Origin of the sequence: Streptomyces iranensis (assembly GCF_017874715.1) — a bacterium.
In the GTDB taxonomy this organism is placed as follows: domain Bacteria; phylum Actinomycetota; class Actinomycetes; order Streptomycetales; family Streptomycetaceae; genus Streptomyces; species Streptomyces iranensis.
Genome location: NZ_JAGGLR010000009.1, coordinates 251,858 through 269,415 on the forward strand (window position 1 = coordinate 251,858; position 17,558 = coordinate 269,415).

The window sequence follows — 17,558 nt, forward strand, 5'->3', positions numbered from 1 at the left end:
GCGCTGTGCCGAACGCCGTTTGCCCGGATAGCCGGGAATCCTCAGGCGGTGAACATCTCCGCCTCGTGCCCCATGACCGCGATCCGGCGGCCCTTCATGTCGCCGACCTGGGCGACGGCATCGGCCCACTCGGGGCTCGCGAGGGCCTTCCTCAGATCCTCGGGGGAGTCGAAGCCGAGTACGGACATCCCGTCCCAGCCTTCGGAGCGCGGCTCCAGGGCGGCGTCGATCTCGGTGTGACGCCATGAGCGCAGTCCGGGCAGGCGGCGGGTCAGCTCCGCGTGGTCGCCGCGCCACCACGTGATGAACCGCTCGTGAGTCCACTCCGGGGGCCGGGCCGCCAGCAGGACGAGGTTGTACATGACGGTGCTCTCCATGGGGTCGAGGGTCAGGTGAAGCGGATCTCGGACGAGCGCCCGATCAGCAGGCGCCGCAGCCGGCCTTCGCCGTTCACCCGCCCGGCGGCGACGAAGCTGGCCTCGGGGACACCTTCGCGCCGTACCTCGCCCAGGAAGAGCTCGTCCTGTCCGAGGGTGGTCGCCGACAGCAGATGGTGGGTGCGGGTGCCCTTCTCGCGCTGTTCGAGGTAGCCCACCAGGGCGGCACGGTCCCCGGCGAAGTCGGTGGCGTTGCCGTCGCCGGTGGAGAACAGGATGGAGAGCGAGAAGTCGTCGCTGATCAGGTCGAGGATACGGGACGGCTCGTCGCCGTCGAGGATCTCGAACCACGCGGTGAGGAAGGGGGCCGCGGCCGGGGTGTCCGTCATGCCCGGCCCCCGTCGCCCTGTCCGGTGTCCTGCCGGGCCCAGTCGACCAGTTCGAACGAGGTGGTGAAGAAGGACTGGTAGCGCGCGATGAGCCCGCCGGGCGAGATCACCGCGGCCGAGAGGAAGGAGCCGGTGTACCGCCCGCCCTCCGTCACCACCCCGTACACGGTCTCGAGGTCGCCCTCCCGGCTGTGGCGCAGGATCTCATGCGACCGTTCCTTGGGATTGCGGCCGGCGATGTACGCGGCGAAGTCCTCCCTGGACTCGCCGCTGACCTCCGTGCCCGGCAGGGCGATGAGGAATCGGAAGTCGGGTTCGAGCAGGTCCAGCGTCCGTTCCGGATGGTCGCTGTCCATACTGGCCATATACGTGCGCAACGCCATGACTGCGCCCTTTCGATCGGCGGTCGAGCGCTCCCGGGGACCCGGAGCCGCCACGGGCCCCGGATCAACCTGAGTTCAGTTCAATTCAGGTTGGATGTTAATCCCGGGGAAACACGGCTGACAAGGGTCCGTGGAACGCGAAACGGCCCCCGGCGGATATCCGCCAGGGGCCGGAAGCGACAGGGGGCCGCTCAGGGGATCACGTGGCGACCATCCGCACACACGCGCCCTCGATCAGTTCACTGACCTCCGACAGCGGCGTCGGCCCCGAGGGCCGGTACCACCGCCAGACGCTGACGATCAGGCCGAGCACCCCCGAGCCCAGCAGTTGCGCGTCCCGGAGCGGGAAAGCACCCATGGACATGCCCTTCACCAGCAGGTTCGTCCAGTTCCGCTCGACGAGCTGAACCAGCTTGCGGGCCTCGACGCGCTCGGCCTCCTCCCGCTTGGACTTGCGCGTGCCGGAGAGCAGATCCATGTGATTGTGGAGGATCCGCATCTGCAGGACCTCGTGGTCCGAGACGTCGTAGGCCGCGCGGACGGCCGCCCGGAGCGCCTCGGTCGGCTCCTCGACGCCCTCGGTCGCCTCGGTGAACTTGTCGTGGGAGCGCTGGAGCTCGAGCCGCATGATGGTGAGCAGGCAGTGCGTCTTGGACTCGAAGTAGTGGTACAGCGCCGTCTGCCCGATGCCGACCCGCTCGGCGACGGTGGACCACTTGGTGGCCTCGAACCCCGTCTCGCCGAAGCAGTCGACGGCGGCCGCCAGGATGGCGGCACGCTTGGACCTCGGTCCCGCTTCCGGTTCAACGATTCTCGTCGCCATGCCTCGTCCCCTGGCCGCAGTCCACCTTGTCCGTACCCGAGAGTAGCCCCAAGCTGAACTCAGTTGCCAATCGACGTGAATAGGCCGTGCTCAAAGGCGCTCCAATACCGTCGCGTTCGCCATGCCGCCGCCCTCGCACATCGTCTGCAGGCCGTAGCGTCCGCCGGTCCTGCGCAGTTGGTGGACGAGCGTGGTCATGAGCCGGGCGCCGGTGGCGCCGAGCGGATGTCCGAGCGCGATGGCGCCGCCGAAGGCGTTGACCCCCTCCGGGTCGGCGCCGATCTCCTTCTGCCAGGCGAGGACGACGGAGGCGAACGCCTCGTTGATCTCCACCAGATCGATGTCGCCGATCGCCAGCCCGGCCCTGTCCAGGACCTTCTCGGTGGCGGGGATCGGACCGGTCAGCATGTGAATCGGATCGGAGCCGACGACGGCCATGGTGTGCACCCGCGCGAGCGGGGTCAGGCCGTGGCGGCGCACCGCCTCCTCGGAGGCGATCAGCAGGGCGGCGGCGCCGTCGGAGATCTGGCTGGAGACGGCGGCGGTCAGCCGGCCGTCCTCGGTGAGGCTCTTCAACCCGGCCATCTTCTCCAGGGTGGTGTCGGCGCGTGGCCCCTCGTCGGCGGTGAGCCCGAAGGCCGGGGTGATCTCGTCGTCGAAGGCGCCGTCGGCCTGCGCGGCGAGGGCCCGCTGGTGGCTGGTGAGCGCGAACTCCTCCATCTCCGAGCGGGAGATGCCCCATTTCCCGGCGATCAGCTCGGCCCCCCGGAACTGGGAGACCTCCTGGTCCCCGAAGCGCTCGCGCCAGCCGTCCCCCGCGTACGGGCTGCCCATACCGGCCTGTTCTCCGACGTACATGGGACTGGCGATGGGCACCAGGCTCATCACCTCGACCCCGCCGGCGACCACCAGATCGGCGGTCCCGGAGCCGACCGCCTGGGCGGCGAAGTGCACGGCCTGCTGGGATGAGCCGCACTGGCGGTCGATGGTGGTGCCGGGGACGTGCTGGGGCAGCCCGGCCGCCAGCCATGCGGTACGGGCGAGGTTGCCGGTCTGCGCGCCGATCTGGCTGACGCAGCCGAAGTACACGTCGTCGACGGCGCCCGGGTCGGCCCCGGTGCGCTCCAGCAGGGCGCGCAGCGCATGAGCGCCGAGGTCGGCGGGGTGGACGCCGCTGAGCGCGCCCTTGCGGCGGCCGACGGGGGTGCGGACGGCTCCGACGATGAATGCTTCCGACACGGTGGGGCTCCAGGGGTTTCGGGGAGAAGTCAGGTGCTGGGGGCGGCGGGTGGGAAGTCGGGCGCCCGCTTGCCCAGGAAGGCGGCGACACCCTCACGGCCCTCGGCGGAGGCGGCCGCGGCGGCGATCGCACAGGCCTCGCGGTCCAGGTGCGGGCCGAGGTCGGCGGTCTGCCCGGTGGCGACGAGACGGCGGGTGGCGCCGAAGGCGGCGGTGGGTCCGTCGCGCAGCGCCTCGGCCGTGCGCAGCGCCTCGGCGGCCAGCCGGTCGGCGGGGACGACCCGGCTCGCCAGCCCGATGGTCTCGGCCTCCGCCGCCGCGACGCGGCGGTTGGTCAGCAGCAGGTCCAGGGCCCGCTTGGGGCCGACGAGCCGGGGCAGGAACCAGCTCACTCCGGCGTCCGGTGTATAGCCGATCCGGGTGTAAGCCGTGGTGAACGAGGCGTTGTCGGCGGCCAGGGTCACATCGGCGGACGCGGCCAGGCCGATGCCCGCACCGGCGACGGCTCCCTGCACGGCGGCCACCATGGGCGCGTCGCCCGCCGCGAACGTGCGCAGGGCGTCATGGAGTGCGCCGGTCACCGCGATAAGGTGCCGCTCCAGTGGCTCTCCGGAGAGCCGGGAGAACTCGCCGAGGTCGCCGCCGACGCAGAAGGACGTCCCCTCGCCGGTCAGCAGCACGGCCCGTACGGACTCGGTGGCGCAGACCCGCGCCGCGTGCAGCAGTCCGCGGGCCATGTCCAGGCCGATGGCGTTGCCCGCCGCGCCCCGGCGCAGGGTGATACGGGCCAGGCCGTCGTCGATCTCGATGCCGACGCTCATCGCGCGGTCCATCCGCCGTCGACGGTCAGGACTTGGCCGGTGCAGTACGAGGAGGCGTCCGAGGCGAGGAACAGCAGCGCGCCGTCCAGTTCATGGGCCTCCCCGCCGCGCCGCAGCAGGGTGTTCCGCTCGACCCAGCGGCTGGAGCGCTCGTCGCCGAAGAGGTCCGCGGTCATCTCGGTGCGGAACCAGCCCGGGGCGAGCGCGTTGACGCGGGTTCCGGTCGCGCCCCACTGACCGGCCAGCTCCCGGGTCAGCCCGATCAGCCCGGCCTTGGACGCCGCGTAGCTCGCGCCGCCCAGCGGGGCGGCGGTGACCAGGCCGAGGATGGAGGAGACGTTGATGACGCTCCGGGGCGGGTCGCCGTCCACGGCGGGTGCCTCCGCCACCAGGCGCGCCAGGTGGAAGGGGGCGGTGAGGTTGACGCCGAGGACGTCGTCGAAGGCGTCCGGGGATTCGTCCTCGGCGCGGGTCTCCCCGGATGTGGCCGCGTTGTTGACCAGGATGTCGATGCGGCCGGTGGCGCTCAGCGCCGTCCCGGCCAGCCGCGCGCGGTCGGCGGCGAGCGAGACGTCGCAGGCGACCGGGTGGATGCGGGTGTCGGAGTCGGCGAGTTCGTTCAGCTTCTCGATCCGCCGGGCGGCGGCGAACACGGTGGCCCCGGCCTGTGCGAGGACGGTGGCGAAGCGTGCGCCGAGCCCCGCGGAGGCGCCGGTGACCAGGGCCGTCCTGCCCCGGAGCGAGAACAGCTCGGCGGCGGGCCGGGGCACGTTCCGTGGCGCGGTCATCCCTCCACCACCATCGGCGGGGCGTGGCGCGGCCATCCCTCCACCCCCTTCGGCGGGGCGTGGCGCGGTCATCCCTCCACCCCGATCGGCAGGGCGGTCGCGCCACCGTCGAGCACCAGGGTCTGGCCGGTCATCCAGGAGGAGGCGTCGGTGGCCAGGAACAGCGCCGCGTGTGCCACGTCCTCGACCGTGCCGAGGCGCCGCAGCGGCAGCTTGGCGGTGAGGATCGGCTCGCGGGCCTCCCACACCGCCCGTGCCAGCTCCGTCTTGATCAGTCCGGGGGCGATGGCGTTGACGCGGGCGCGCGGGCCGAGTTCGTAGGCGAGCTGCCGGGTCATGTGCAGCATGGCGGCCTTGGTGGCGTTGTAGTAGCCGATGTGCGGATCGACGACGAGCCCGCCGACGGAGGCGATGTTGACCACCGCTCCCCCGTGCTCGGCCATCCAGGCCCGCCAGGCGCACCGGGTCCAGGCGACCATGCCGTACTGGTTGACGCGGACGGTCTTCTCCGCGCGCGGCAGGTCCAGGTCGAGCAGATCGCCGTGGTACGGGTTGGTCGCCGCGTTGTTGACGAGGACGTCGACCCGGCCGAGGCGGGCCATGGTCTCCTCGACGCACCGCTCGGCCTGATCCGGTTCACCGGCGTTCGCCACCACCGTGTGCACATCGCCGTCGCCCTTGACGCGCAGCAACTCCTCGCGCGCCTCGGCGAGTCCGGCCGGTTTGCGGGCCGCGATCACCACATGGGCACCGGCCGCCCGGTAGGCGGTGGCGATGCCGAGGCCGATGCCTCGGGATCCGCCCGTGATGACGGCCACCTTGCCGTCGAGGCCGTTGGCGCTCACACTGCCCCCGTTGTCGGCTCGGTCTTCTTCTTGTACTGCGCGAGTTCCTGGCGGGCCACCGTCCGCAGATGGACTTCGTCAGGGCCGTCGGCGATGCGCAGCGCCCGGGTGATGGCGTACAGCCGGGCCAGTACGGTGTCGTCGCTGACCCCCGCCGCGCCGTGCGCCTGCACCGCGCGGTCGACCACCTTGTGCGCGACCTCCAGCGCCGCGACCTTGATGGCGGCCACCTCCATGCGGGCGGCGGCGTTGCCGACGGTGTCCATCAGCCAGGCCGATTTGAGGACGAGGAGACGCACCTGCTCGATCTCGATGCGGCTGCGGGCGATCCACTCCCGGACCACTCCCCGGTCGGCCAGCGGCCCGCCGAAGGCGGTGCGCTCGGTGGCCCGCTCGCACATCAGCCGCAGGGCGCGCTCGGCGAAGCCCACGGCGCGCATCGCGTAGTGCATACGGCCGGGACCGAGCCGTCCCTGGGCGAGCGCGAAGCCCTCGCCCTCGCCGCCGAGGATGTTCTCCACCGGCACCCGGACGTCCTCGAAGAGCACATCGCCGTGTCCGAGCCGGTCGGTGTAGCCGAACATCGGCAGGTCGCGCAGGACCGTGACGCCCGGGGTGTGCCGGGGGACGAGCAGCATCGACTGCTGCCGGTAGGTGGGCGCCTCCGGATCGGTCTTGCCCATCAGGATGATCAGCTCGCAGTCGGGGTCGAGGATCCCGGAGGTGTACCACTTGCGGCCGTTGACCACGTAGCTGTCGCCGTCGCGGGTGATGCGGGTGCGGATGTTGCGGGCGTCGGAGCTGGCGACCTCCGGCTCGGTCATGGCGAAGCATGAGCGGATCTCCGCGTCGAGCAGGGGGCGCAGCCAGCGTTCCCGCTGCTCGGGGGTGCCGTACAGCGCGAGCAGCTCCATGTTGCCGGTGTCGGGTGCCGAGCAGTTGAACACCTCGGGTCCGATGATGGATTGGCCCGCCAGCTCGGCGAGCGGCGCGTATTCGAGGTTGCTGAGCCCCGCGCCCCAGTCGCCGTGCGCCATGAAGAGGTTCCACAGGCCCTCTGCGCGCGCCTTCGCCTTCAGCTCCGCCATGACCGGCGGCAGGGTGTGCGAATCGTCTCCTTCGGCCAGCTGCCGGTCGTACGTGGCTTCCGCGGGAAAGACATGCTCGTCCATGAACGACCGCATGCGGTCTTGGAGTTCGCTCGCCCGTGGCGAGTGTCCGAAGTCCACGAGTGCTCCTGTTCGGTGGGGGACGGACCGCTGCCGGGTCAGCCGACGATGTCGCGTGCGGTGCGGATCATCGCGGCGATGGTGGGTGGCAGGCGTTCCTGGTCCGGGTCGTGGTGTTTGCCCTCGCGGTGGCGGCGCAGGTTGTGGCCCATGATCGCGGCCATCTTCATGCGGCCGAGCGCCCGGAACCAGTCCATCGCGGGCAGCGCGGGCCCGCCGTCGCCGTAGGCGTCCAGCAGTTCGGCCTCGCCGGGCAGGCCGGGCACGGCCTGTCCCAGCTGGGGGAAGTTGCGGTGGTCGGCGAAGAGCAGGAACCAGCCCAGGTCGATACGCGGATCGCCGACGCTCCAGATCTCCCAGTCCACGACGGCCACCGCCCGCTCACCCGCGCACAGCACATTGCCGAGCCGGAAGTCCCCGTGCAGCAGCACCGGCGGCAGGCCACTTGGTACGCCATCGGCGAGACGTACCAGCAACTCCTCCCCGCCGGGCCGCAGTTCGAGGGGAACGGCACGCAGGGTGCGGCTCCATCGCTCCAGCTCTCCGGCGGCGTCGAGCGGTGCGGGCGCGTCGAGCGCGGGCGTGTGCACATCGGTGCCGTGCAGGCGTCGTAGTACGGACGCGATCTCCAGCATCCGGGCGCGGGCGGTCGCGGCGGGCACCTCGTGGTCGTCCAGTACCGGCTCGACGGCCTCACCGTCCGCGAAGTCCATGGCGAACCAGGCGGGTTGCGTCTCGTCGACGGCCACCACGCCCGGTACCGGCACGGCGGACCCGGCCAGCGCGCCCAGCACCCGTGCCTGGCGCAGGACGTCGTTGCGTCCGACGGGCCGCTGCCCCGGCGGCACGGCCTTGACGACGTACCGGGCGTCCCCGGCCGCGACCTCGTAGGTCAGCCCCGAGTGGCCGCCCGGCAGCACCTCCAACTCCCCTATGACCGCGCCCGGGTGGTGGCGGGCGAGCCGATCGCGGACCCGGGCGGCCAGCTCCGGCACCTCGGTGGCCATGCTCATCGGACGGGCTCCTTGGGCAGGCCGAGGACGCGTTCGGCGAGGATGGTGCGCTGAATCTCGTCGGTGCCGCCCGCGATGCTGTAGCCGGGGGCGCCCAGCAGGTGCTCCGTCCAGGCGTACGTGCCCCACTCCCCCGTGTCCGCCACCAGGCTCGGCCCCAGCAGCTCGGACACCAGGTCGCTGGTGCGCCGCATGGTCTCGGTGGCGTACAGCTTGCCGACCGACGCCTCCGCGCCGGGCTCGCGCCCCGCGACGAGGGCGGCGGTCACCCGCAGCCCCATGAGCCGCTGGACGAGGGTGCGGATGTGGAGGTCGGCGGCGCGCTGCCGCTCGGCGCCGGTGAGGGGACGCAGCAGGTGCCCGGCCAGGTCCAGCGCCCGGTCGGCGTTGTCCAGGCCGAGGCCGCCGGAGTCGAGCCGCTCGGCGGCCAGCACACTGAGCGTGACCCGCCAGCCCTCGCCGACCGGCCCGAGCCGGTCGGTGTCCGGCACCCGCACACCGTCGAGGTAGACCTCGTTGAAGCTGGTGCCACCGGTCATCTGCCGGATCGGCCGTACGGTGACGCCCGGCGCGTCCATGCGCACCAGGAAGACGGTGATACCGGCGTGTTTGCGGACGTCCGGATCGGTGCGGCACACCGCCACGCCCCAGGTCGCGACGCGGGCGCCGGAGGTCCACACCTTGTGCCCGGTCAGCACCCAGCCCTCGCCCTCGCGCACCGCTCTGGTGCGTACCGCGGCCAGGTCGGAGCCCGCCTCGGTCTCCGAGAACAGCTGGCAGGCCAGCTCGTCGGTGCGCAGCAGGGGCACGAGCCAGCGCCGCTTCTGCTCCTCGGTGCCCCACAGGCCGATCGCGGGGGCCACGAGCGCTTGTGTCACGGGGAAGATCTCGGGGCGGTGCGGTACGTCGAAGGCCGCCTCCTCGCCACGGTAGAGCTGCTCGTAGTAGGCGGGCAGCCCTCGTCCTCCGTACTCCTGCGGCCAGTTGAGCGCGGACCAGCCCTGGTCGTAGCGGGTGCGTTCCCACTCCTGGACGCGGGCGGTGTGCTCGCGCTCCTGCTCCTCGGTCCAGTTGTCGAACACGGCGACGGAGTCGGAGCCACTGCCCCACTCCCCGTCGTCGGCGCGGGGCCGGGCGACTCCGGCGAGCCACCGCCGGGCCCTCTCGCGGAACTCCTCGGGTTCCGGGATGCCGCTCATCTCTTTCTCCACCTCCGATCGGCGGGCCGTTGAGCGGAACGTTTCAACGGGCCGTTCAACGGGACAGGACCGTGCAGGCGCTCACGCCGGGGGCGCCGTACACATGGGTGAAGCCGATCCTGGGACGGTCCGGGACCTGCCGGTCTCCGGCCCGTCCGCGCAACTGCTGGACGACTTCGTACACCTGGCGCAGCCCCGAGGCGCCGATGGGTTCGCCATTGGCGATACAGCCGCCGTCGGTGTTGACCGGCAGCGTTCCGCCGATCCCGGTGGCACCGGAGGCGACCAGCCGCTCCTGCTCGCCGTCCTCGCAGAACCCGCACTCGGCCAGGTGCATGACCTCGGCACCGCTCTCGGTGTCCTGGAGCTGACAGACGTCCACGTCGCCGGGGCCGAGTCCCGCCTCCTCGAAGGCGGCGGCCGAGACATCGCGGCTGACGCTGGTCAGCTCGCCCCCGGGAATCCACGGGCTGAACACCTCGAACGAGCCGAAGCGCCGGGTGCGTACGACCGCCGAGCGCAGGGTGACCGGCGGGCCGTCCATCGCACGGGCGGCCTCGGGCGAGCAGAGGACCAGCGCCGCCGCGCCCGCTCCCGGCGAGCAGAACATATAGCGGGTCAGCGGATCGCTGACCATGCCGGATGCCAGGATCTCCGCGGCGGACAGCGGTTCGCGCCGCCATGCCTCGGGGGTCAGGCCGCCGTTGCGGTACGCCTTCTCGGCGACCAGTGCGAGGGTCCGCGGGGTGATGCCGTGGTCGTGCATATAGCGCTGGATCTTCATGCCGAAGAACTGCGTGGTCACCATCAGCCCGTCGCTGCCGTACTCCGCTCCCAGGCCCCAGTCCTCGGGCCTCGGGTCGAAGGCGCCGCGCGGGTGTTTGTCGAAGCCGACGGCGAGGACGACGTCCGCCATGCCGGAGCGGATCGCGTTCACGGCGGAGACCAGTGCGCTGCCACCGGTGGCGCAGCCGTTCTTGACATTGACGAACGGCAGTCCGGTGAGGCCGAGTTGGGCCACCAGCGTGTCCGCGAGCCCCGCGCTGTCGCTGCCGCCGAACGCGGCCCGCACCCGCGACCACTCGATTCCGGCGTCCGTCAGCGCGGCGTTCACGGCCGCGAGGGCCAGCTGCCGGCCGGTCGCCTCCGATCGGCCGAACGGGGTGCGCCCCGCGCCGCAGATCAGCACATCGCTGCTCAAGAGCCCTCCTCGCTCAGGGTCGTGGGCCTGGCCCGGGGCACCCCGGGGCCGGCGGTCACGGAGAGAGCCATGCCGATGCGGACGTCGTCGAGGTCGTCGACGTCGAGGACGGCGGCCACCCGCACGTCGTCCGCCAGCTCGACGTAGCCGAGGGCGAACGGCTCGAAGCCTCCGGGCGGGGGCTCGTAGGGCGGCGACTTGGGCTCGTACCGCTGCACCGTCCAGGTCCACAGCGTGCCCGTGCCCTGGAGGGCCACCGGATCGGCCGGCCCTCCGCAGCGCGGGCAGGCGTCGTCCGCGGGGTAGACCGTCACCGAGCAGCCGGAGCAGCGTGCGCCCTGGAGCACGGGCCGGTGGCCAGTGGCCTTGAGCACGGGGGCGGCTCGAGGCCCGGCGGCGGCCTGGCTCCGCGGATCCGTGGCCATCCGGATCAGCGCCCCTGCCACTTGGGTTCGCGCTTCTCCAGGAAGGCCGAGACGCCCTCGTTCGCGTCCTCGGAGTTGAGCGCCACGCCCACGGCGAGGTGCTCCATCACCATCAGCGACTGGGTGTCGGCGTCCAGGCTGCGGTCGATCGTCATCTTGGTGAGCCACATGGTGAAGGGGCTCTTGTCGGCGAGGTGGCTGATGAACTCCTCGACCGTCGCGTCCAGCTCCTCGGCCGGGGCGGACTTGTTGATCAGCCCGAACTCGGCGGCCTCGACGCCGGAGAGGAGCTTGCCGGTGAGCATCAGCTCCTTGGTCTTACGGATGCCGATCATGCGTGGCACCCGGTAGATCGGACCGGCCCCGCCGAAGAGCGCACGGCGGATGTGGAAGTCGCCGATCTTCGCGTCGTCGGCGGAGATGGCGAAGTCGCAGGAGATCATGATCTCGAAGCCGCCGGCGGTGACATGGCCCTCCAGGACCGCGACCGAGGGCGTCTTCATCGAGTACAGCCGGTCGCACACCTTCGCGGACTTCACCGCGACGTCGATCGCGTTCGACTTGCCGACGTACTCGGCCTTCAGGCTGTCGAGGTCGAAGCCCGAGCAGAAAGTGCCGCCACGGCCGCGCACTACCAGGACCCGCAGGTCGGGATCCTCGTCCACCTCGGTGATGATCTCGTCGAGCCGGTCCAGGATCGGCACGGTGACGCAGTTCTTCTTCCACGGTCGGTTGAGCCACACCCGGGCGACGTGGCCGTCGCGCTCGAACTGGATCTCGTCTTCCGTTGTCATCCCTCACCCCTCTGAAACTGAACTGAATTCACTACAACTTTGGAAGCCCGGATACCGCCTTGTCAACCCCCTGATCGAGCCAATCGAATCTGATTCAGTCCTGCTCATCTCGATGTGGCGTCGCCGAATCGACCCCCGAACTGCCGCCGCCGGTCGTGACCGCGTGGACACAGCCCAGGCCGTCGCCGAGTCGATGTACGAGGAGTCCAAGGAGCCGCCGTACGCCGCTCCCCCGCTCGCCTCGCCCCTCTCGGCCCGAGCGGGCTGCGGCGCATGGTCGCCGCGGCTCACCTGGGCCGCAAGAGCGGCCGGGGATTCCACGTGTACGGCGCATGACCCCTCGCGGCGACGGCCTCCGCGGCCGCCGTGCCGTACCGGTCCACGGTCATCCCCGCGTCCCCGGTGCCCGCTCAGGCGGCGCCGTGGGTGGCGAGGCCGACGCGTTCGGCGAGCCGGGCCCGGTGCTGGTCCGCCGTACCGAACAGCACCTCGGCGCCGCGCGCCCGGCGCACGTACAGATGGGCCGGGTGTTCCCAGGTGAAGCCGATACCGCCGTGCAGTTGGACATACTCGGCCGTCGCCAGGCGGAAGGTCTCGGAGCAGACCACGGCGGCGGCACAGGCGGCCACCGGCAATTGCGGTGAGGCGACGGCCGCGCAGGCGGTCGCGTACGCGGACGCCGAACGCGCCGCCTCCAGCGCCACCAGCGCATCGGCCAGCCGGTGCTTGACGGCCTGGAAGGATCCGATGGGGCGCCCGAACTGGTGACGCCGCGCCACGAATTCAACCGTTGCGTCCAGCGCGTGCCCGCTGCCGCCGACCTGTTCGGCCGCCAGCGCGGCCCGTCCGGTGTCCAGCGTCCCCGAGACCGTGTCCTCGATCCCCTCCGCCGTACCCACGGCGGTGGCCGGGGCGCCCCGGAACTCCACCAGCGCCTGGCGCCGGGTCTCGTCCAGGACACGGCGCGGGGTCCGCAGGGAGGTACCGGGGTCGGGCTCACAGGCGAAGAGCCGAGGTCCGGCGGGTGTTCCGGCGCGTACCAGGATCAGCTCCGCGCCGGCCCCGTCGAGCACGAAGTCCGCCCACCCGCGCAGCACCCAGCCGTCGCGGTTCCCCTGTTCCGCGGCAACGCCGGGCACGTCGGCGTCGAACCCGGCCACGGTGGCGGTGAGCGTGCCGTCGGCGATCCCGGGCAGATAGCGCTCGCAGGCCGTACGGTCGCCGCTGAGCAGCAGGGCGTGGGCGGCCAGGACCACCGTGGGCAGCAGCGGCGCGCAGTACAGGGCGCGCCCGGATTCCTCCAGGGCCACGGCCAGTTCGGCGAAGGTGAACCCCGACCCGCCGTACTCCTCCGGAACGGCCAGTCCATGGACCCCGATCTCGCCCGCGAGCCGCGCCCAGAGCGCTTCGTCGTATCCGCGCGGGCCGGCCAGATGCTTGCGCACATCCTCGACGCCACTCGCCTCGGCGTAGAGGTCTCGCAGGACGGTGCGCAGCTGCCGCTGTTCGTCCGTTTCGGACAGCAGCTGGGGGTCGATCTCGGGGCGGCGACGGTGCATGGGATCTCCATCGTGCTCGTACGACGGGCGGGGGTGAAAATATGAGAATTGAACTCAGTTCAAGACGGTAGACATCGAACTCCGGGCGTGCAAGACCCGCACCCGGGCCGCTCCGGAGGCCCGGTCAGGCGGTGAACCGGCCGCCGTTGGCGAGCAGCACCGCGCCGACCAGGTTCGCCGCGGCATCGCTCACGAGAAAGAGGGCGATCTCGGATATCTCCTCGGGCGTCGCGTACGGGCGCACCCGCGGGTCGGCGAAACCGGCCCGCAGCGCCTCGGGGGTGCGGGCCGCCATCCCCGTCTCGGTCGGCCCCGGCGCCACTACGTTCACGCGGATCCCGGACGCGATGACCTCCTTGGCCACGGCCTGGGCCAGCGCGTGCACACCCGCCTTGGAGGCCGCGTAGTGGGGATAGCCGACGGGTGTGTCGAAGGCCGACGACGATCCGATCACCGCGATCGCCCCGGCCCCGGCGGGCCGCATGACCCGCACCGCGGCGCGCAGCACATGGAAGGTTCCGTCCAGGTTCACGCGCAGGACCCGCCGCCAGGAGGCGTCGTCGAGGGAGTCGGTCAGCTCGACCGGCCGCCCTTCGGCCGTCGCGTCCGCGATGCGCCGCTTCGCCTCCGGATCGTCGACCCCCGCCGCGTGCACCAGGACGTCGAGCCGCCCGTCCCGGCGCAGTACGTCCCGGAAGGCGCCGTCGACGGCAGCCGCGTCCGTCACGTCGAGTGCGATCGCCCTGGCGCCGGGCAGTCCCTCGGCGACCGCCGCGGCGCCCTCACCGTTCACGTCCGCCAGGACGACGGCCCCCGCCCCTTCCGCGATCAGCTGCCGGGCGACCGCCGCGCCCATGCCGGAGGCGGCTCCCGTCACCATCGCGACCCGGCCGGCGAACCTCCCGGCGCGGACATCTTCGCGTGTCACATCGACTCCCTTCAGTTACCCAGACCATCTATTGAACTGACTTCACCTCTGTTACCGTGGCAGCCGCGGCGCTGACAAGACCCGGGACGGTGAAGATGAGGGCACTGCGGCTGACGGCCTGGGGCGAGGCTCCGGCACCGGCTGAGGTCGAGCGGCCGGTCCCCCACGGCGCCGAGGTGCTGGTGCGGGTCGAAGCCGCCGGGCTGTGCCGCTCCGACCTGCACGTCATCGACGCTCCTCCGGAAGCGCTCCCCTACCGGCTTCCGTTCACCCTCGGCCATGAGGTCGCCGGGCAGGTCACGGCCCTGGGGCCCGACGCCGACGGGGTGGCGGCAGGTGATCGCGTGGTGGTCTACGGGCCATGGGGCTGCGGCTCCTGCGCACGTTGTGTCGCGGGCTCCGGCAACTACTGCGACCGGCGTGACACCCTCGCCTGGCACGGGGCGGGACTGGGCCGGGACGGCGGAATGGCCGCATATCTGCTCGTCCCGTCCGCCCGCCATCTGGTGCCGATCGGCGACCTGCCGGCCGACCAGGCCGCCCCGCTCTCCGACGCGGGCCTGACCTCCTACCACGCCGTGTCGGGGCTCCGGCCCGCACTCGGCGAGGGCAGCAACGCCGTCATCATCGGTGTCGGCGGGCTCGGCCACCTGGCCGTCCAGATCCTCCGCGCCACCACTGAGAGCCGGGTGCTGGCAGTCGATGTCCGGGAGGACGCCCTGGCTCTCGCGGACCGCTCAGGCGCGGACTTCTCCACCCTGATGCGGCCGGACACCGCCCGCGCGCTGCGGGCGCGAACCGGGAACGTGGGAGCGGACGCCGTGCTCGACTTCGTCGGCACCGCACAGACACTGGAACTCGCGATCAGTGTCCTGCGCCCCGGTGGCGAACTCGCCGTCGTCGGAAGCGGAGGCGGCAGCCTGACGGTGTCCAAACCGGGTGTCCTCCCGGCCGGCTTCCGGCTCTCACTGCCCTTCTGGGGAACTCGACACGAATTGGCCGGGGTCGTCACGCTGGCACGTTCGGGAGCGCTCCGCGTCGAGACGGAACGCTTCCCGCTGTCCGCCGCTCCGGAGGCGATCGACCGGCTTCGCCGGGGCGCGACCCGGGGCCGGACCGTGCTCGTCCCCAACTGATCACCTTCGCGGTGAACCGATGGCTCCGGCTCATGGACGCCGGGCTCATGGATGCCGGGCTCATGGATACGGAAGGGAAGTTCAGCATGCGCTTCGACGGAAAAACGGCGATCGTCACCGGCGGCGCCCGGGGCATGGGTGCCACGCATGTACGGGAGCTGGTCGCCGAGGGCGCCCGGGTCGCCGTCTGCGACCTGCTGGACGACGAGGGTGAGGCCCTGGCCGCGGAACTCCCCCACGCGCGGTACTGCCACCTCGACGTCACCGACGAAGCGGAGTGGCGGTCCGTCGTCCGCACGGTCGAGGACACCCTCGGCCCGGTGGACGTCCTGGTCAACAACGCGGGGATCATGACTTACGGCGGCGTGGAGGAGCAGTCGCCCGAGCAATTCCGCCGGATCATCGACGTCAATCTGGTGGGCGCCTTCCTCGGCATGCACACCGTCCTCCCCGGTATGCGCGAGCGCGGCCGCGGGGCCGTCGTCAACGTCTCCTCGGCCGCCGGTATGACGGGTTTCGCCGGTGGCATCGGCTATGTGGCGAGCAAGTGGGGGGTGCGCGGGATGACCAAGGCCGCCGCACTGGACATGGCAGGCACGGGGGTGCGCGTCAACTCCGTACACCCCGGAGTCATCCGCACGCCCATGGGTGAGACCGCCTCACCCGGACTCTTCGCCCGTCAGCCGGTGGCGCGCATCGGGGAGCCCGAGGAGGTCACCCGCATGGTGCTCTTCCTCGCGAGCGACGACGCCTCCTACACCACGGGCGGGGAGTTCCTCATCGACGGTGGCCAGACCATCGGCCTCGGCGGCCACTCCGCCGCGGATTAGAGCGCGGCGTGGTGGCCTGCGGCCACCACGCCGACACCCCCTATACATCCTTGCGGACGGTCAGCAGGGAACCGATTCCGATCAGGCAGACCAGCATGACGAAGAACGCCGGGGAGAGCAGGTTCCCGGTCCGGTCGACCAGGAAGGCCGCGATGTACGGAGCCGTACCGCCCGCGAGGACGGTGCCGACGTTGTACCCGATCGCCATACCGGTGTAGCGGACCCGGCGTTCGAACAGATGCGGCCACAAACTCGCCGCCGGGACCTGCACGAACGCACTGCTCAGCATCAGGAGCAGATACGCCAGACCGGCCAGCGCCAGGCTGTCCTGGCCCATCAGCAGCATCGCGGGGTAGGCGGTCACCAGGAAGCCCAGCAGCCCGCCCATCAGCACGCGCCGGCAGCCGAATCGGGCGGCGAGCCGGCCGGCCGGCACCATGAGCAGCACGGTGACGAGCACGACACCCGCGGACAGCCAGTACACCAGCGTGGTGTCGTATCCCAGGTTGGTGGTCAGATAGATGCCGATGTACGTCAGCCCGAGGAAGATGGCGCCGCCCTGTGCCATGGCCAGGCCGACGGACTGCAGCAGCGCCGTACGGTGAGTGGCCAGGACCTCCCGGATCGGAGCCGCGGGGATGTCGGCGCGCTGTGCGGCCTCCTTGAATTCCGGGGTGTCCTCGATCCGCAGCCGGGCCCACAGGCAGAGCAGGGTCAGCGGCACGGCCAGCAGGAAGGGCAGCCGCCAGCCCCAGTCGCCCATCTGTTCCTTGGTGGTGAGGGCGGAGATCGCTCCGGCCGTCGCGGCCGCGAGCATGAACCCGAGGTTGGACCCGATGGGCGTGACGGCGCCGAGGAAGGCCCTGCGCTGGGGTGGCGCCGACTCGTAGATGTAGGTGTAGGCGCCGACCGATTCGCCGCCCGAGGAGATGCCCTGCACCATCCGGGTGAGGAACAGGAGCACCGCGGCGACCACGCCGATCTGGCTGTAGGTCGGCAGCAGTCCGGTGAGGCTGCTGGCCACCCCCATGCACAGCACCGAGGAGACCAGCGCCTTGCGACGCCCCCAGCGGTCACCGAGCCATCCGAAGAAGACACCGCCGAGCGGCCGCACCACGAGGCCGGTGGCGAGCACCGCGAGCGCCGCCAGCGTCGAGGCAGCCGGATCCTCGCTCGGGAAGAACTGCGGAGCGATCGCCACGGCGAGATAGCCGTAGACGCTGAAATCGAAGTACTCGATCAGGGTGCCGATGCTCCCGGCGAGCATCGCGCGGCGCACCGTACGTGGATCGTACGACGCCGACTCCTCCCCCGGCGGCGCGGGCTGCTGTGTGGTGCTCATGATCCGGCTCCCTTCCCCGCGGCACGGTCCGTTCCCTGCCGACGCCCGGGACGCTACAGAACTGAACTCAGTACAGCTAGCCATCGAACAGGGGTTTTCTCCAGGACCACGGCGAAGACCATGGACACGATCGTGCGCACACGACGGCAAGGCTTCGTACACAGGGCGCCCGACCTGCGGTTCAGCCGGTGCCGAAGCGCCGCGCGAGCCGGCCGCCACAGTGGCACATGCCCCACC

General features: G+C 71.5%; 19 protein-coding genes. 2 read left to right on the forward strand and 17 right to left on the reverse strand.

The annotated features are described in order from the left end of the window. Nucleotides 1-41: 41 nt before the first annotated feature. The 16 genes from J2Z30_RS18660 to J2Z30_RS18735 all read right to left on the reverse strand — a co-directional run bounded on the left by J2Z30_RS18660 (nt 42) and on the right by J2Z30_RS18735 (nt 14,013). The gene (locus J2Z30_RS18660) at nt 42-362 is read right to left on the reverse strand and encodes an EthD family reductase (RefSeq protein ID WP_044581021.1); all 321 of its coding nucleotides are present in this window, start codon (nt 360-362) and stop codon (nt 42-44) included. Between the two features lie 26 nt (nt 363-388). Beyond that, entirely contained in the window at nt 389-766 is a 378-nt protein-coding gene (locus J2Z30_RS18665) for a hypothetical protein (protein WP_044568240.1), read from the reverse strand. Continuing rightward, nucleotides 763-1,149 carry a nuclear transport factor 2 family protein gene (locus J2Z30_RS18670; RefSeq protein WP_044568241.1) on the reverse strand — a complete coding sequence of 129 codons (387 nt, stop codon included), beginning with the start codon at nt 1,147-1,149 and terminating at the stop codon, nt 763-765. The genes J2Z30_RS18665 and J2Z30_RS18670 overlap by 4 nt, the downstream gene beginning before the upstream one ends. A 199-nt stretch (nt 1,150-1,348) precedes the next feature. Further along, nucleotides 1,349-1,972, reverse strand: coding sequence for a TetR/AcrR family transcriptional regulator (locus tag J2Z30_RS18675; protein WP_044568242.1), 624 nt, complete (start codon nt 1,970-1,972; stop codon nt 1,349-1,351). A 90-nt stretch (nt 1,973-2,062) separates the two neighbouring features. Then, nucleotides 2,063-3,211, reverse strand: a complete 1,149-nt coding sequence (locus J2Z30_RS18680; RefSeq protein WP_044568243.1) for an acetyl-CoA C-acetyltransferase — start codon at nt 3,209-3,211, stop codon at nt 2,063-2,065. A gap of 29 nt (nt 3,212-3,240) precedes the next feature. Then, a complete protein-coding gene (locus J2Z30_RS18685) occupies nt 3,241-4,032 on the reverse strand; it encodes an enoyl-CoA hydratase/isomerase family protein (protein WP_245388141.1) in 792 nt (263 codons plus the stop codon). Continuing rightward, nucleotides 4,029-4,820, reverse strand: a complete 792-nt coding sequence (locus J2Z30_RS18690) for an SDR family NAD(P)-dependent oxidoreductase (protein ID WP_044568245.1) — start codon at nt 4,818-4,820, stop codon at nt 4,029-4,031. Before J2Z30_RS18690 ends, J2Z30_RS18685 begins: the two co-directional genes overlap by 4 nt. Before the next feature lie 68 nt (nt 4,821-4,888). Continuing rightward, nucleotides 4,889-5,665, reverse strand: coding sequence for an SDR family oxidoreductase (locus J2Z30_RS18695; protein WP_044568247.1), 777 nt, complete (start codon nt 5,663-5,665; stop codon nt 4,889-4,891). Continuing rightward, a complete protein-coding gene (locus J2Z30_RS18700) occupies nt 5,662-6,894 on the reverse strand; it encodes an acyl-CoA dehydrogenase family protein (protein WP_044568248.1) in 1,233 nt (410 codons plus the stop codon). Before J2Z30_RS18700 ends, J2Z30_RS18695 begins: the two co-directional genes overlap by 4 nt. Nucleotides 6,895-6,932: 38 nt before the next feature. Further along, nucleotides 6,933-7,907 (reverse strand): phosphotransferase family protein, encoded by a 975-nt coding sequence (locus J2Z30_RS18705; protein WP_044568250.1) that lies wholly within the window; start codon nt 7,905-7,907, stop codon nt 6,933-6,935. Then, a complete protein-coding gene (locus J2Z30_RS18710; RefSeq protein ID WP_044568252.1) occupies nt 7,904-9,106 on the reverse strand; it encodes an acyl-CoA dehydrogenase family protein in 1,203 nt (400 codons plus the stop codon). The genes J2Z30_RS18705 and J2Z30_RS18710 overlap by 4 nt, the downstream gene beginning before the upstream one ends. Before the next feature lie 55 nt (nt 9,107-9,161). Then, entirely contained in the window at nt 9,162-10,307 is a 1,146-nt protein-coding gene (locus tag J2Z30_RS18715) for a thiolase family protein (RefSeq protein ID WP_044568253.1), read from the reverse strand. Then, a complete protein-coding gene (locus J2Z30_RS18720; protein ID WP_078957261.1) occupies nt 10,304-10,732 on the reverse strand; it encodes a Zn-ribbon domain-containing OB-fold protein in 429 nt (142 codons plus the stop codon). Before J2Z30_RS18720 ends, J2Z30_RS18715 begins: the two co-directional genes overlap by 4 nt. 5 nt (nt 10,733-10,737) lie before the next feature. Continuing rightward, nucleotides 10,738-11,526, reverse strand: a complete 789-nt coding sequence (locus J2Z30_RS18725) for an enoyl-CoA hydratase/isomerase family protein (RefSeq protein ID WP_044568256.1) — start codon at nt 11,524-11,526, stop codon at nt 10,738-10,740. 410 nt (nt 11,527-11,936) lie between these two features. Continuing rightward, a complete protein-coding gene (locus tag J2Z30_RS18730) occupies nt 11,937-13,085 on the reverse strand; it encodes an acyl-CoA dehydrogenase family protein (RefSeq protein WP_044568258.1) in 1,149 nt (382 codons plus the stop codon). Between the two features lie 124 nt (nt 13,086-13,209). Next, entirely contained in the window at nt 13,210-14,013 is an 804-nt protein-coding gene (locus J2Z30_RS18735) for an SDR family NAD(P)-dependent oxidoreductase (RefSeq protein WP_308279959.1), read from the reverse strand. Nucleotides 14,014-14,108: 95 nt separating this feature from the next. Between J2Z30_RS18735 and J2Z30_RS18740 the strand changes: the two genes are divergently transcribed. Together J2Z30_RS18740 and J2Z30_RS18745 are read left to right on the forward strand one after the other, a co-directional pair. Next, complete coding sequence (locus tag J2Z30_RS18740; RefSeq protein WP_044568259.1) at nt 14,109-15,149, forward strand: NAD(P)-dependent alcohol dehydrogenase; 1,041 nt, start codon at nt 14,109-14,111, stop codon at nt 15,147-15,149. An 86-nt stretch (nt 15,150-15,235) separates the two neighbouring features. Further along, on the forward strand, nt 15,236-15,979 hold the full coding sequence (locus tag J2Z30_RS18745; protein WP_044581025.1) for a glucose 1-dehydrogenase: 744 nt from the start codon (nt 15,236-15,238) through the stop codon (nt 15,977-15,979). A 40-nt stretch (nt 15,980-16,019) separates the two neighbouring features. Here J2Z30_RS18745 and J2Z30_RS18750 read toward each other — a convergent pair whose 3' ends face one another. After that, entirely contained in the window at nt 16,020-17,321 is a 1,302-nt protein-coding gene (locus J2Z30_RS18750; RefSeq protein ID WP_044568261.1) for an MFS transporter, read from the reverse strand. Nucleotides 17,322-17,558 lie beyond the last annotated feature (237 nt).

Coding starts and splice junctions, on each gene's coding strand:
- J2Z30_RS18750 (WP_044568261.1), bottom strand. CDS start 17,321: ATGAGCACCACACAGCAGCCCGCGCCGCCGGGGGAGGAGTCGGCGTCG.
- J2Z30_RS18740 (WP_044568259.1), top strand. CDS start 14,109: ATGAGGGCACTGCGGCTGACGGCCTGGGGCGAGGCTCCGGCACCGGCT.
- J2Z30_RS18725 (WP_044568256.1), bottom strand. CDS start 11,526: ATGACAACGGAAGACGAGATCCAGTTCGAGCGCGACGGCCACGTCGCC.
- J2Z30_RS18745 (WP_044581025.1), top strand. CDS start 15,236: ATGCGCTTCGACGGAAAAACGGCGATCGTCACCGGCGGCGCCCGGGGC.
- J2Z30_RS18720 (WP_078957261.1), bottom strand. CDS start 10,732: ATGGCCACGGATCCGCGGAGCCAGGCCGCCGCCGGGCCTCGAGCCGCC.
- J2Z30_RS18710 (WP_044568252.1), bottom strand. CDS start 9,106: ATGAGCGGCATCCCGGAACCCGAGGAGTTCCGCGAGAGGGCCCGGCGG.
- J2Z30_RS18675 (WP_044568242.1), bottom strand. CDS start 1,972: ATGGCGACGAGAATCGTTGAACCGGAAGCGGGACCGAGGTCCAAGCGT.
- J2Z30_RS18665 (WP_044568240.1), bottom strand. CDS start 766: ATGACGGACACCCCGGCCGCGGCCCCCTTCCTCACCGCGTGGTTCGAG.
- J2Z30_RS18685 (WP_245388141.1), bottom strand. CDS start 4,032: ATGAGCGTCGGCATCGAGATCGACGACGGCCTGGCCCGTATCACCCTG.
- J2Z30_RS18705 (WP_044568250.1), bottom strand. CDS start 7,907: ATGAGCATGGCCACCGAGGTGCCGGAGCTGGCCGCCCGGGTCCGCGAT.
- J2Z30_RS18660 (WP_044581021.1), bottom strand. CDS start 362: ATGTACAACCTCGTCCTGCTGGCGGCCCGGCCCCCGGAGTGGACTCAC.
- J2Z30_RS18670 (WP_044568241.1), bottom strand. CDS start 1,149: ATGGCGTTGCGCACGTATATGGCCAGTATGGACAGCGACCATCCGGAA.
- J2Z30_RS18690 (WP_044568245.1), bottom strand. CDS start 4,820: ATGACCGCGCCACGGAACGTGCCCCGGCCCGCCGCCGAGCTGTTCTCG.
- J2Z30_RS18730 (WP_044568258.1), bottom strand. CDS start 13,085: ATGCACCGTCGCCGCCCCGAGATCGACCCCCAGCTGCTGTCCGAAACG.